The organism is Secundilactobacillus paracollinoides (genome assembly GCF_001702155.1).
Classification (GTDB): Bacteria; Bacillota; Bacilli; order Lactobacillales; family Lactobacillaceae; genus Secundilactobacillus; species Secundilactobacillus paracollinoides.
In genome coordinates this window covers 318,382-331,463 of sequence record NZ_CP014912.1, presented here as the reverse complement: position 1 = coordinate 331,463, position 13,082 = coordinate 318,382, and the positions used below count along the sequence as shown (strand labels likewise).

The following is a 13,082-nucleotide window of genomic DNA, read 5'->3' as shown; positions in this document are numbered from 1 at the left end:
CAATAAAATAATTTACAGTTCATGAACAACTGATGGTTAAGACACACAAAATAGAGCTAATTACTGGTAATTAGGTGTCTGCGGCTGTAAACTCTTTTAGTCAAAACTGTGCATATTGTAGAAAATAACGACTAATAGTAACTTTCACATCAGCTATGAATGAATAGTGTAATCTGAAAGAACAAAGGGGGCATATGATATGCAGGCATCATCCAATGCTAGCGGAAAGCAAATGGGGCCGCAAGATGATCCCGAGACAAACGACAACTCGCTGTGGGACATGTTCAAATTTGTTTTTGGTAAGGTGCTGAATAAACGCTGGCTGCTCGTCATCAACGTGATTGCACTGACCATTATCACCTTACTGCAGTTCGTCATGCCGCAGATCGAGCAATTTATCATTGATAAGGTCATTCCGCAAAAGGATTATCGTTGGCTGTTTATGGCGATTGGCGGGTTACTGGTGACCGCGCTCGTGCTCGGTATTTTTAACTATTTATCGACCTACTACATGAGCGTGATGAGTCAAAATGCCATCACGGACCTGCGAAATCAGTTGTACCAATATTTATTGAAAATGGATACCAAGTTCTTTGAATCTAGCAAAACTGGGGATCTCATGACCCGGCTGACGAGTGATATTAACAACCTGCAAAGTCTGATCTCAGCCAACATGCTGAGCATGATCGGTAACGTCTTCACGTTTGTCGGTGTGCTGGGACTCATTTTTTATATTAACTGGCAAATGGCGCTGGCGGTGAGCTTGACCTTCCCGTTTGAATTTCTGGTGTACCGCGTGTTCCGGAAACGGATTCGCGATGCCTTTCACCGTGCGCGGGCATCCCAAGCAAGAATGTCGAACCAGATGCAGCAGACCCTGACCCAGATCGACCTCATTAAGAGTTTTACGAGTGAGGGGTTGGAATCAAAACGGTTCGATAAGGTGGCGCAAACCAACCGAAAAGACCTGATCGATGCCGGACGTAATCAAGCGATTTTTAACCCGCTGATCGACGGCATTAGCTATGTTGGTACGGCAATCATTCTGTTGCTTGGCGCGTACTTTATCATGCACGGTCAACTTACTGTTGGGGCCTTGGTTGCCTACATCACGTACGTTGCCATGGTGCAGACGCCAATTCAGTCGTTTACCAGACTGTTGAACCAACTGCAGCAAGCACTGGTTTCATACGGCCGAATTCAAACGATTTTAAAGGAAGAACCGACAATTGTGGACGATACTGATCCAGTGGCGTTTCCGACGCTAAAAACGGGGATTGATCTGGATAAGGTCAATTTCTCATACGACGCGAAGGATAACGAAAAACGGGACGAGCCAACGTTGCGTGACATTAGTTTTACCATTCCCTATGGTAAGACGACTGCGTTAGTCGGCCATTCTGGTTCCGGAAAAACGACGATCACGCGATTGATCGACCGCTTCTATGATCTGCAAAGCGGCGATATTACCTTTGACGGGGTGCCAATTAAGAAAATTAAAATGGCTGATCTGCGACGGCACATTGCGATCGTGTCGCAGGACGTGTTTATTTTGGATGGCAGCATTAAAGACAATATACTGTATGGCCGGACGGATGCAACGGATGAAGAGGTCTGGCAAGTCATTGAGATGGCGGATCTGATAACTTTTGTGAAACAGATGCCGGACCAGCTTGGGACCCAGGTTGGTGAACGGGGCGTGAAGTTGTCTGGCGGTCAAAAACAGCGCCTGTCAATTGCGCGTGCCTTGTTGAAGGACGCGCCGATCATTATCCTGGATGAGGCAACGGCAAGTCTGGATAATGAGTCGGAAAAGGCGATCCAGCACGCGTTGGATAATTTGTTGAAATCAAGAACATCGTTGGTAATTGCGCACCGACTTTCAACGATTCATAACGCGGATAAGATAGTGGTGATGGCCGCGGACGAGGTTGTGGAGCAGGGGACGCATGATAGTTTGATGGAGAAGAATGGGACTTATGCGGGGCTTTATAATGCGCAGTTTGAGTAGAGTAAAGTGTGGAGAAAGGCGGTTTAGGGGCGGTGTGTAACGGACTCTGACCGAAAAGTCCGGGCCTGACTTTTTGGTCAGAGTCCGTTACACGTTAGCCCCGTGCCTTTCGGAACACGTTTCGGCTCGAGGCTAATAGAAAGCCAGTAGCCCAAATCTCCCTAGAATCAAAAACCCACAACCCAATTACAAACCAACCTAACTAATAAACATTGAAAGAAATTAACATCACCACCAGAGAAGCACCCATCAAGGCCACAAAGCCAACGACAGGGTGCTTTTTCTTACCCATAAAAACAATAATAAACCCTAAAATCCCCCCACTCATCCTGTACGCACCCTACTACCTCGTGGTTAAATAGATGAAGAATCCCATATTGGGATGATTGAGTAAAGTTAAGCAACGTGGCACTGGGAACCACGCTAAATCAAAAAAATGAACGCGTGAGACAGGCCTGTGAGTGTCCTTCAGGCCTGTCTCACAAGTAAAAAGGGGTTTAAACCATGAAAGTAACGATCTTACTCGTAGAAGATGAGGATAGCCTAATCTCATATCTGCAACAGGAACTGCAATTCGAAGACTATGACGTGATCACGGCCACGCGGGGTGAGGACACCCTTGAACAGTATGCCGCACATAAGGATGAGATTTCACTGCTGATCCTTGACTGGATGCTGCCGGGGCTTGATGGGCTGGCGGTCATTCGCCGGATCCGCAAACAAAATGATGACGTGCCGATCATCATGATGACCGCCCGTGATTACGTTGGCGATAAGGTGTCCGGCCTGGACGCAGGCGCTGACGACTACATTACGAAGCCATTTGATATTGAAGAACTGTTAGCACGCATCCGGGTCATTTTACGGCACAGTCAGCAACATGAAAATCGTGATGACACTTATCAACTGGGGAACCTCACATTAGACGCCAAGGCGCGACAGGTCACGTATGCCGATAACGTCGTCCAGCTGACACAGCGGGAGTATGAACTGTTGCTGGTCCTGATTCAGCATCAGGGTGAGGCGCTCACGCGGGATGAATTATTGGATCTCGTTTGGGGCGTGAACTTTGAGGGTCAAGTGAACATCGTAGACGTCTATGTCCGCTACTTGAGAACGAAGCTGGATAAGTACGCTGATAAGCCGCTGATTGAAACGATTCGCGGTGTCGGCTACCGGTTAGGCGAGGATGCAAAATGACCAAAAAATTGTTTAATTCCAGTGCGGCGCGAATTACCCGAGTGTATGCACTGATGCTGGTGATCGTGACGCTGCTGACCAGTGTGGCGGTGATCTCGTATGCGGGCGCCAACCTGATCCACGTGCACAAGGAAGCCACTGAAAGTACGATGGAGGGTCTGAAACGGTCGTTTATCGGCGACCGGTCCATGTGGAACTGGTGGCGGTTCAGCCGGGCGAATGATACTAAGAATACGTTCATTCGCGTCCGCACGAATCCGGTGCATAAGAAAGGACAGACCTTCTATTCTAAAAATGCCCAGCGCTTTTTAAAGAAGAGTCAGGCCAAACCAAGCGACCCCATCTTGCTGGGACACATTGCGCGGTCGTCTAAGAATGTGTACTACTACCATTTGAAATCAGTGACGAAACAAAATGTAAAACAAAACGAAACGGGCGTTCAATACGACGTCTGGCTCAGACTGGACGACGTGATTGACCTGTTAGGCAAAATTGTCGCGACTATCTTGGGCATCGCGCTATTGAGTTTTATCATTGGCACCGCACTGATCTACTTGGTCGCCAAACGGTTGAACCGGCCACTGGTAGAGCTGACGCGCAGTTCTAAGGTGCATACAAAGGACGTGGCGACAGCGGGCAGCGCCCAGTTGCCGGTACCGAAAACGCCCCAGGAAGTCCACGACCTTTCCATTGAATTTAACCACCTATTGGCGTCACTAAACCAACGGTCGGAAGCTAACAGGCAATTTGTTTCCAACGCATCGCATGAATTACGGACGCCCATTGCGGGCATTCGCGGGCATGTCGAAATGATCAAACGGCACGGCGATGACCACCCAGAAATCATTCCCACATCGCTGGATTTCATCGATAAGGAGTCCAAGCGGATGCAGGTTATGATTGAAAATCTGCTGAAACTTTCCAGAGCAAGCCAGCAGTCGCTAGCATTGAGCGACGTGGACCTGAGTGAAACGGTCACCGGTATCGTCGACCGCTACCGGGATGGCATGCGACGGTCGATCGACTTAAACGTTGCGCCGGGCATTACAGCCAAAACGAATCCGGACAGCGTCCAACAGATTCTCGTCAGTCTACTTGACAACGCACAGAAGTATTCGCCAGACGGCAGCGAGATCCGTGTGGGGCTTGCAACGGACGGCCAATACGCCATCATGACCGTCGCTGACCAGGGACGCGGGATCACGGATGACCAGAAGACCAAAGTCTTTGATCGGTTTTACCGCGTTGACCAAGCAACCCCAGGGAACGGCCTTGGCCTAGCCATCGTCAAACAACTCGTCGTATCCAATCACGGCCAAATCAAAATCGTCGACAACGCACCGCAAGGCAGTATCTTTCAGGTGTCCTTTCCGCTTAATAGCTAGTTGAGTGGTTAACCAGGAAAGCATAACAGATAGCTGTCCGTTGCATTCCGCAATTTGGCACGGCATCGAAGTGGCTCGCGATAAAGCTAATTTGGCCGTCGCAGTGCGCCATCCAAATGGATCTCCATCGTCTCGCATGTCACTAAATGGCCAAAGGACGGCTATCAAGTGACATCGACACCACGATACCGTGCCAAATTACTGCATTCCACTCACTTTGAGTAAACTGCATTCGCTGGTTAAGTATCAAAGTAGTATTAAACCAAGTTCGCGCAGGAATCCGCTCTCGACTACTAATTCGTCCATTGTTAGCGATACTTTTTACGATATTTATCATAGCGGTAAAGGCATACAAGTAAGTCCCAAAGTGACCTATGTCTGATTGTTGTCACTTTTACAAATAGCCACTATGCTGTAAATGCAGCATTAGGTTGAAAACATCATAGCTGTTGCTTGATAAGCTGTAAATCAGTAAATACTAGCACGGCAACGTAGTGTGAAGCATTACTGATCATGGGCTAAAAACCAGTCGAGGGCGGATTTCTCTTCGAACTAGGGTTAACGCCATTGAGATGCTTAACCAAAGAAATAAGTGTATCCAAACTGAGTGGAATGCAGCAATTCGGCGCGGAGCTGTGGTGTCGACATCAGTTAGCGACCGTACTTTGGTCGGTTACTGATGTGCGAGACGATGGAGATCCATTCGAGTGGCGCACGACGACAATCGAATTAGCTTCATCGCGAGCCACTACACGGAGCGCCGAATTGCGGAATGCAACGGACTCGTTATCTGACAATGAGAAAAACATACTAAGTCCCACATTTCTAAAAAAGGGAAATGTGGGGCTTTTTTTGCACTTATTTTGCTGACAGTAAATAACCCGTAATACCGATAAAACAGGCATTGTCAGGAAATTCTAAGTTTGTCTGAGCCCAATTCTTAGAAATTCTAAGATGATGCTTACCAACTGTGAATAGTGCGGGATATAAAGACCGGCTAGAATGATGTCAGTTCATAAGGAAAGGACGGATGACCAATGGTGAATTCACTACTAAACGTCCGCGGCCGGCTGCTCACAAGACTGACCGCTTGGGCAAGCCAGCACACAGCAGTTTTGTCCTTTACGGCCAAGACCGTTAGCTACTTTGTTATTATTTTAGCGCTGGTTTATCTGTACGATTACTGCGGCGTTAACGGCGCCCATTTCATTTATAACGAATTTTAAATTGCCAAATTGGGGTTCAAGGAGACAAAATCATGATTAAAAATATTTTAACAACATTGACGCAACAAGCAACGGCTCAGCCAGATCAACTCGCATTTGATTATCTGGGACAGACGAATACTTACGCTGACTTAGAGCACCGGTCCAACAGCGTGGCTAATTACCTGAAGACCTGTCACCTGACGGCCAAGTCACCGGTAATGGTGTATGGGGGTCAGACGTTTGATATGCTGGTCGCCTTTATCGGCTGTGCCAAAGCGGGCCACGCTTATATTCCGGTCGACACCAACTCGTCGACGGATCGCTTGACCAGTATCATGCACACGGCGAGACCGGAGCTCGTGATTGCGGTTGAACCGTTGCCAATTAAAGTGACGGTGCCAGTGACGACCCACGCCGATTTGAATAATATCTATCAAACATTACCAATCAATTTTAAGTCCAAGACAGCGTTGGATGACACGTTCTATATCATTTTTACGTCCGGGACTACGGGGAATCCCAAGGGCGTTCAAATTACTCAGCGTAATCTGTTGAGTTTTGTGAACTGGATGAGCGCGGACTTTAACTTTATGAAACGAGATGTGCTGCTGCAGCCGCCATTCTCGTTTGACCTTTCTGTCATGGCACTGTATCCCACGCTGATGAATGGCGGGACACTGCGCGTTTTGCCGCAGACGGTTACCGCCAACTTCAGCACAATGTTTACGACTTTGGCGAGTCTGCCACTTCAAATCTGGGTCTCCACACCGTCATTGGTTGATATCTGCTTGCTTGATCCGTACTTTGACCAGCAGCACTATCCAGAACTTTCCACTTTCTTATTCTGTGGCGAGGAGTTGACCCCCCAGACCGCCAGCAAGCTCAACCAGCGTTTCCCACAGGCGCATATTGTGAACACGTATGGCCCAACCGAGGCCACGGTGGCGATGACGGCTGTTGAAATCACACCGGAAATCCTCCAAACGTACGACCGGTTGCCGATTGGTTACGTGAAACCGGGAACCCAGGTGACCATCGACAGTGCGAGCGTTAACGAACCGGGTGAGATCATCATTGCTGGCTTCAACGTTTCAAAGGGGTACCTTAACAATCCGGCCAAAACAAAATCTGCCTTCTTTGAGACGAACGGTCTGCAGGCATACTGCACCGGCGACCTTGGGTATTTTGACCACAATCTGCTGTTCTATAAGGGGCGTGTCGATTTTCAAATCAAATTAAACGGGTACCGGATCGAACTGGAAGAAGTGAACCACTTTTTGTCGGAAGTGACCTTGCTTAAGCAGGGGGTGGCGGTGCCGAAGTATGATCAAAATCACAAAGTTAGCCAACTGCTGGCGGTGGTCGTCCCGAAGAGCGCCCAACAGCCTAGTCAGGTTGCGTTGCGCCAAGCATTGGCCGGTAAATTAATGCCGTACATGGTGCCACAACGGTTCATTTTCCGCGACTCACTGCCGCACAACGTCAATGGTAAGGTGGACATCAAGGCGCTGATCAGCGAGGTCAACGCACATGCCTAATTTGTCACCGTACGCGGATCCGCAGTACTTTGTGCTTCTGGTGGTGACATTGTTGCCAGCGATGGTCGGGCTGTATTACGGCAAACGACTGCGGTGGTACGAGACGCTATGGACAGCGGCGTTTTTATTGCTGACCTTTGGCGGTGTAAAGTGGCACCAGGGCGTCATGCTGGTGGGGTATGTCGTGTACCAATTGGCGCTAGTGCTGGGTTATGACCGGTACCGCAAACATCACAACCAAACGGCCGTCTTTATAAGCTTGGTCGTCCTCAGCGCCCTGCCATTAGCCCTTGTTAAACTATCGCCAGCGGTACATTTACCAAAGCTGGCACTATTGGGGTTCCTTGGCATCAGCTACCTGACGTTCAAAACCGTTCAGGTCATCATGGAACTGCGCGATGGCACCATTAAACAGGTCTCGCCGTTTTTATTTCTAAGATTTCTGCTGTTCTTTCCAACCATTACTTCGGGGCCGATCGACCGCTATCGGCGCTTTCAGCAAGATGACGTTGCGGTTCCGGCCCGGGCGGATTATCTGACACTGGTTAATCAGGGCATCATCCGCATTTTCCAGGGCTTCGTCTACAAGTTCATTATCGGTTACGTGTTTGGTACGTTGATGCTGCCGCACGTTGCCCACCACGTGTTAGCTAACCGGGGTGCCTTCTTTGGTACCGGGTTGTCGTGGTCGCTTGTCGCTTATATGTACGTCTACAGTCTGTATCTGTTCTTCGACTTTGCCGGCTATAGCTTGTTTGCGGTGGGGGTCTCAAACCTCATGGGCGTTAAGACTCCGATGAACTTTAACGCACCGTTTAAGTCGCAAAATATCAAGGATTTTTGGAATCGTTGGCACATGTCGCTGTCGTTTTGGTTCCGGGATTTCGTTTTCATGCGATTTACCTTTTTCGTCATGAAGCACCGGCTGGTCAAGAACCGGATCCGCGTGTCGCAACTGGCCTACTTGGTGAACTTTCTCATCATGGGCTTCTGGCACGGGGTGACCTGGTACTACATCGTTTACGGCCTGTTTCACGCGACGGCCATTATTATTAACGACATTTGGTTGCGGTTTAAAAAACGACACGGCACCCAATTGCCGCATAACCGCTGGACGCAGGCGTTAGCTGTATGCATCACCTTTAACGTTGTCTGTTTCAGTTTCCTGATCTTTTCAGGCGAACTCAATACACTTTGGTTTACACATTAAGGAGAAAAACTATGTCAAACGAACAAATTGTTTTAAACGTTTTACAAGACCTCACGGCAACTGATCTCAGTGCCCAAATGACCACCAACCTCTTTACAACGGGGCTCTTGGATTCCATGGCGACCGTTCAGATGGTTATGGAATTAAATGAGCAGTGCCACATCGACATCCCAATTTCTGAATTCGACCGGAATCAGTGGGACACCCCAGAAAAAATCGTGGAGAAAGTGACCGCGTTACAATGAAACGCCATCCCATTTGGCAACTGATTGGGCCGCTGGTCATCGCCGTTATTGGTGTGGCACTGTTGCTGTTTGCACCGCACCACAAGACAGACGAAGCTGGCGCGCAGGCGGATGCCTCACTGATCAATAAGGCAGCCGTATCGCTATCGAGCAATGTTTACCGCGGTCAGGCGCTGAAAAACGAAGCACTGGAACTGGGGTACGTGCCGTTTTTCGGGTCATCTGAACTGTCGCGGATGGATCCGCTGCACCCAAGTGTGCTGGCCGATAAGTATGACCGCGATTACCAGCCGTTTCTGCTGGGAAAACCCGGGACGCAGTCGCTCAGTCAACTGATGGCCATGCAGACGTTCGGCAACAATTTGGATCACAAAAAGGTGGTCTTCATACTGTCACCGCAGTGGTTCACTAAACAGGGCCAGAATCACCAGGCGTTTAACTTTTACAAGACATCAATCGGCGACATTTCTTGGACGCTGCGAGCGACCAATACCAAGGTCGACCGGATCACGGCTAAACGGCTGCTGAAAGTTGCCGGCAAGGGCGGTGGCACAATGCAGCGCAGTGCCTGGAAGCGCCTTGCGCGAGGAGAAAACCTGACAGGCAACCAGCGCGCCTACTTTGAAGCCCGGCTGCACGTCCTGCAAAACGAAGACCACTATTTTGATCAACTGATGGTCACTAATCGTATGGTTAAACTTGCGAAGGCGGAAAAACAACTACCAGCCACGGATAACAACGCGGCGTTGACTAGACTTGCGGATAGGCTAGGTAAGCGCGACACGCACAATCGATTTGACATCAGCAACGCGTTCTACCGTCACCGGTTAAAACCCGCGGGTATTCGCCACTTCAAGAATAGTCAGCGCAACTTTGACTATCGGCGCTCGCCGGAGTACACGGATTTTGAACTCGTGCTGAACCAGTTTGCGTCTCACCACACCAACACCATGTTTATTCTGCCACCGGTCAACAACAAGTGGGCGGCCTACACGGGGCTTTCACAGACGATGTTGCGGCAGACCAATGCCAAACTTAAGCAACAGCTGGCAAGTCAAGGCTTCACCAATGTTGTTGATCTCAGCAACCAGGGCGGTCAAAAATACTTCATGTCCGACACCATCCACCTCGGCTGGCGCGGTTGGCTCGCAGTCGACCAGCATGTCAAACCGTTTCTCACCCAAAAACAACCCACGCCGCATATGCACATCAAGGACTATTATCTCAGCAAGACTTGGGCTAATCATATCGTTCACTAACGTCAAAACGCGCACTACCGGGGGATGGTAGTGCGCGTTTTATGAGTTGTAAAAGGTTGAGGTTGTAGTTCGTTGCATTCCGCAATTTGGCAGGCCGTCGAAGTGGCTCGCGATGAAGCTAATTCGATTGTCGCTGTGCGCCACTCGAATGGATCTCCATCGTCTCGCACATCAGTAACCGACCAAAGAACGGTCGCTAACTGATGTCGACACCACGACGGCTTGCCAAATTGCTGCATTCCACTACCCATGAGCCTAGTGTTGACGTTGGTTAAACATCAACATACAGTCGATGACAGTTCGCGGATTACCCGCACTCGACTGCTGATTGTCCGCCGTCAGCTAACCAATTGATGATCGAGGTTAATGGTCAGATATCTGAGAGTTGCAAGTTGACGTTGTTGCAGGCGATACAGTCTATACCCATTTATCAGCAACTATCAGCGGAGTGGAGTCGGTCGGCATTGCAGGCAGTAGTGTCGGTGTTTGTTGGTGAGGGTCTTTTCCTCACCTACAAACACGGGAGACGGAGGAGATCCTTGAATTTCTGAAGAAAATTCAATAGCTCCGGAGCGACCCACTACAGCCTGCAGGGCCGACCGACGGAACGCAGCGACAGTGGGGCACTTTACTGTTTACTTAGCTGGCATCAAAGGTTCAGCCAGCCATGCCTCGGCGTCACCGTAGAGTTTGGCGACGTCTTCAGGACGGTCAGTGCCAAGCAGATCTTGGCTGATGCTGCCGCCAGCGGCGATTCGGACGTAGGATAGGAATTGATAGGAGGGGCGGAAGTCTTTTAGGTCATCGGGGGTGATGCCTAGATCGGTTCCGGGAACAACGGGGCGCAGGTTGTCGCTTTCGTTGATGGAGATCATGCGGGCAATTTTCCACTCGCCGTTACGATTTTCAACGTAGTCGATCAGTCTGCGAAAGGATTCGATTTCACCAACGACACCGTTGATCACCATGCGCATCCGCGTGTTCGTTGGCACTTCGACGTAGGCCTTGTTGCCATTTTGGTGAATGGTTGCTGGGCTGGTCGCGCCAATAATTGGGAACCGGTGGTCGACTTCTTTTGATTCTGAATGGATAAAGGTATCAAGTTGACCTGATTGCCAGCTGGTCTGGATGATGGCATCCGGGTAGTAACAGTCGGCAATCGCGTCGTTGCCGCGTGCTCGAAAGAGCCGTTCGCGGGCAACTAATTCACTAATTTCAGCAGTATCTTGGGTCATAAGTTAAATCCTCCCTGAGGTTTAGATTAAATATTGTTAATAATACAACTGTTCAATTAGAAACTCAAGAATAAAACACTTTAAATTACAACTTAAGTAAGCCTTCGGCGTTTGAGTGGGCGATTTTTTCCTTGTCAGCATCAGAAATTGATGTGCCAAGCAGGAAGTCTTCGGCGTTACCTTTAATGTAAGGATAGTCTTGTGCCCAGAGCACGTGGTCGGGTCCCATGTAATTCAGCACCAGCTGCATTTGCGGCCAGGTGAACATGCCGCTTGGGGTCACGTAAACGTTGTTCTTGTAGTAGTAAGAGAAGGGGTGTGCTAATGTCTTCTCGGTAACAGGGTTCGTGGCTTCATCCAACCGGTCTAACCAGTAAGGGATAAACTCGCCCCAGTGACCTGAGATCAGCTTGAGGTTAGGCAACTTATCAAAGAGGCCAGAAAAGATCAACCGTGCCACGTGTAAGCCAGCTTCCATGTGCCACCCCCATGCGGGTGTTGACATCACAGCGTTCAAGCCCTTGGGATTCATGCCTGAGTAATAGTTTTTCTGAATTTCAGGACTTGGTAAGGATGGGTGGATGTAAAGCGGCACATCAAGTTTGGCGGCCATTTCAAAGATTGGGAAGAATTTATCTGCGTCTAAGAAGTTATTCTGGTTGTCCGTTCCCAGCAGGAGGGCACCCTTTAATCCTAGTTTAGTAACCGAACGTTCTAATTCAGCTGCAGCGGCCTCGGGGTCGGATACTGGCAGGGTCGCAAAGCCGGCGTAGCGGTCTGGATGCCGTTTTATCGTGGCCGCGATGTCGTCGTTGATCCGTTGGGTCAGCGGCACGGATAGATCCGTTGGTAACAGGTCAGGGTTGGTGCTGGCATCGCCGTACGAGAGGACCTCCATGTCGATCCCATTGGCATCCATGTAGGCGATGCGCTGGTCGTCCAAGGCCTGCATGTCGTCGGCGGAAGGGGCGTAAGCGACAGGGCCTTCTTGGAAGGACTGTCCCATTTCCTTCATTTCAGCCGGCGTCATCGTTGGGTGGGCCATTAAATAGTCGGTAATTTCTTTGTTGGCGTAATCAAAACCAACGTGTTCCTCTAATGTAATTAATTTCATTGATATCACCTATTTTCTGTATTGATTGAACAGGCATTATCTTAGTGCCAAATGTCCTGCGAGACAATCAATAAGTGACGGTTATCGACAATATGTAACATCTTTCTAATTCGGATTGTGAATGATCTGAGCAATTTTCTCGCCCATTTCGGCGTCTGATTCGACCGCCCCGTTGATCACCCAGTCAAATAGGGTTTCCGTTAATCCGGCAGAAACAAAGGCCTGCCAGTAGTGGTCACTCATCAGCCGATTCTCTGGCAGCATTCCGTGTTGAAAGAGCTGGATGATATCATCCTTAAAAATGTAGTAGATCAAATATTTAAGGTCGGAGCGGATAAACGTTTTGAGTTCATCAACATATGTCCGGTAAAACGAAAAGAAGAGGGTGCCAAACTGGATTGGATCGGTGAAATGGTGTTTTTCCATAAACCGCATCTGGTTTCTAAAAATACGTTCCAGTTTTTCAGTAATCACGTCCTCAAAGCTCGTGTAGTTGCGATAATAAAACATCCGCGAGACGTGCGCTTCCTGACAAAGCTGGGTCACGCTGATCTTTGATAACGGTTTGGTCTTGAGCAGGATGAGCAGCGCTGCGAACAGCGCGTCTCGGCGGTCGTTCATTTTTTGCGAGTCGTAGGTCATGGTGGGTTCCTTTCTAGCGCTGAGGGATTGTGTTT

Annotated in this window: 12 protein-coding genes; 8 read left to right on the top strand and 4 right to left on the bottom strand. The window is 49.3% G+C overall.

Annotated elements, in window-relative coordinates; all coding sequences use genetic code 11:
• Positions 1–232 precede the first annotated feature (232 nt).
• Positions 233–2,011, top strand: coding sequence for an ABC transporter ATP-binding protein (locus AYR61_RS01280; protein ID WP_065903696.1), 1,779 nt, complete (start codon positions 233–235; stop codon positions 2,009–2,011).
• A gap of 202 nt (positions 2,012–2,213) precedes the next feature.
• Here the strand turns inward: AYR61_RS01280 and AYR61_RS15670 are convergent, their stop codons facing one another.
• Positions 2,214–2,339: a hypothetical protein gene (locus tag AYR61_RS15670; RefSeq protein WP_263850007.1), complete on the bottom strand. Its 126-nt coding sequence runs from the start codon at positions 2,337–2,339 to the stop codon at positions 2,214–2,216.
• Between the two features lie 176 nt (positions 2,340–2,515).
• Here AYR61_RS15670 and AYR61_RS01275 point away from each other — a divergent pair, with 176 nt between their 5' ends.
• From AYR61_RS01275 to dltD, 7 genes are all read left to right on the top strand, one after another.
• Positions 2,516–3,211, top strand: a complete 696-nt coding sequence (locus tag AYR61_RS01275) for a response regulator transcription factor (RefSeq protein WP_065901159.1) — start codon at positions 2,516–2,518, stop codon at positions 3,209–3,211.
• Positions 3,208–4,596 carry a sensor histidine kinase gene (locus AYR61_RS01270; protein ID WP_065901157.1) on the top strand — a complete coding sequence of 463 codons (1,389 nt, stop codon included), beginning with the start codon at positions 3,208–3,210 and terminating at the stop codon, positions 4,594–4,596. Before AYR61_RS01275 ends, AYR61_RS01270 begins: the two co-directional genes overlap by 4 nt.
• 1,037 nt (positions 4,597–5,633) lie before the next feature.
• The gene (locus AYR61_RS01265) at positions 5,634–5,822 is read left to right on the top strand and encodes a teichoic acid D-Ala incorporation-associated protein DltX (protein WP_054708830.1); all 189 of its coding nucleotides are present in this window, start codon (positions 5,634–5,636) and stop codon (positions 5,820–5,822) included.
• 32 nt (positions 5,823–5,854) lie between these two features.
• Complete coding sequence (gene dltA, locus AYR61_RS01260; RefSeq protein ID WP_056987381.1) at positions 5,855–7,342, top strand: D-alanine--poly(phosphoribitol) ligase subunit DltA; 1,488 nt, start codon at positions 5,855–5,857, stop codon at positions 7,340–7,342.
• Positions 7,335–8,552 carry a D-alanyl-lipoteichoic acid biosynthesis protein DltB gene (gene dltB, locus AYR61_RS01255; protein WP_065901156.1) on the top strand — a complete coding sequence of 406 codons (1,218 nt, stop codon included), beginning with the start codon at positions 7,335–7,337 and terminating at the stop codon, positions 8,550–8,552. Before dltA ends, dltB begins: the two co-directional genes overlap by 8 nt.
• Before the next feature lie 11 nt (positions 8,553–8,563).
• Entirely contained in the window at positions 8,564–8,797 is a 234-nt protein-coding gene (gene dltC, locus AYR61_RS01250) for a D-alanine--poly(phosphoribitol) ligase subunit DltC (RefSeq protein ID WP_054708825.1), read from the top strand.
• Positions 8,794–10,056, top strand: a complete 1,263-nt coding sequence (gene dltD, locus AYR61_RS01245) for a D-alanyl-lipoteichoic acid biosynthesis protein DltD (protein WP_065901155.1) — start codon at positions 8,794–8,796, stop codon at positions 10,054–10,056. Before dltC ends, dltD begins: the two co-directional genes overlap by 4 nt.
• 635 nt (positions 10,057–10,691) lie before the next feature.
• On the opposite strand, the gene AYR61_RS15275 is transcribed toward dltD, so the two are convergent.
• The 3 genes from AYR61_RS15275 to AYR61_RS01230 form a co-directional block, all read right to left on the bottom strand.
• A complete protein-coding gene (locus AYR61_RS15275) occupies positions 10,692–11,291 on the bottom strand; it encodes a hypothetical protein (protein ID WP_065901152.1) in 600 nt (199 codons plus the stop codon).
• 85 nt (positions 11,292–11,376) lie between these two features.
• Positions 11,377–12,405, bottom strand: coding sequence for an amidohydrolase family protein (locus AYR61_RS01235; RefSeq protein ID WP_065901149.1), 1,029 nt, complete (start codon positions 12,403–12,405; stop codon positions 11,377–11,379).
• Positions 12,406–12,510: 105 nt separating this feature from the next.
• Positions 12,511–13,047, bottom strand: coding sequence for a TetR-like C-terminal domain-containing protein (locus tag AYR61_RS01230; protein ID WP_054708815.1), 537 nt, complete (start codon positions 13,045–13,047; stop codon positions 12,511–12,513).
• Between the last annotated feature and the right edge of the window lie 35 nt (positions 13,048–13,082).

Bases quoted from the DNA above. Each gene is read 5' to 3' on its own strand.
- AYR61_RS01280 (WP_065903696.1), top strand. From the start codon at position 233: ATGGGGCCGCAAGATGATCCCGAGACAAACGACAACTCGCTGTGGGAC.
- AYR61_RS15670 (WP_263850007.1), bottom strand. From the start codon at position 2,339: ATGAGTGGGGGGATTTTAGGGTTTATTATTGTTTTTATGGGTAAGAAA.
- AYR61_RS01275 (WP_065901159.1), top strand. From the start codon at position 2,516: ATGAAAGTAACGATCTTACTCGTAGAAGATGAGGATAGCCTAATCTCA.
- AYR61_RS01270 (WP_065901157.1), top strand. From the start codon at position 3,208: ATGACCAAAAAATTGTTTAATTCCAGTGCGGCGCGAATTACCCGAGTG.
- AYR61_RS01265 (WP_054708830.1), top strand. From the start codon at position 5,634: ATGGTGAATTCACTACTAAACGTCCGCGGCCGGCTGCTCACAAGACTG.
- dltA (WP_056987381.1), top strand. From the start codon at position 5,855: ATGATTAAAAATATTTTAACAACATTGACGCAACAAGCAACGGCTCAG.
- dltB (WP_065901156.1), top strand. From the start codon at position 7,335: ATGCCTAATTTGTCACCGTACGCGGATCCGCAGTACTTTGTGCTTCTG.
- dltC (WP_054708825.1), top strand. From the start codon at position 8,564: ATGTCAAACGAACAAATTGTTTTAAACGTTTTACAAGACCTCACGGCA.
- dltD (WP_065901155.1), top strand. From the start codon at position 8,794: ATGAAACGCCATCCCATTTGGCAACTGATTGGGCCGCTGGTCATCGCC.
- AYR61_RS15275 (WP_065901152.1), bottom strand. From the start codon at position 11,291: ATGACCCAAGATACTGCTGAAATTAGTGAATTAGTTGCCCGCGAACGG.
- AYR61_RS01235 (WP_065901149.1), bottom strand. From the start codon at position 12,405: ATGAAATTAATTACATTAGAGGAACACGTTGGTTTTGATTACGCCAAC.
- AYR61_RS01230 (WP_054708815.1), bottom strand. From the start codon at position 13,047: ATGACCTACGACTCGCAAAAAATGAACGACCGCCGAGACGCGCTGTTC.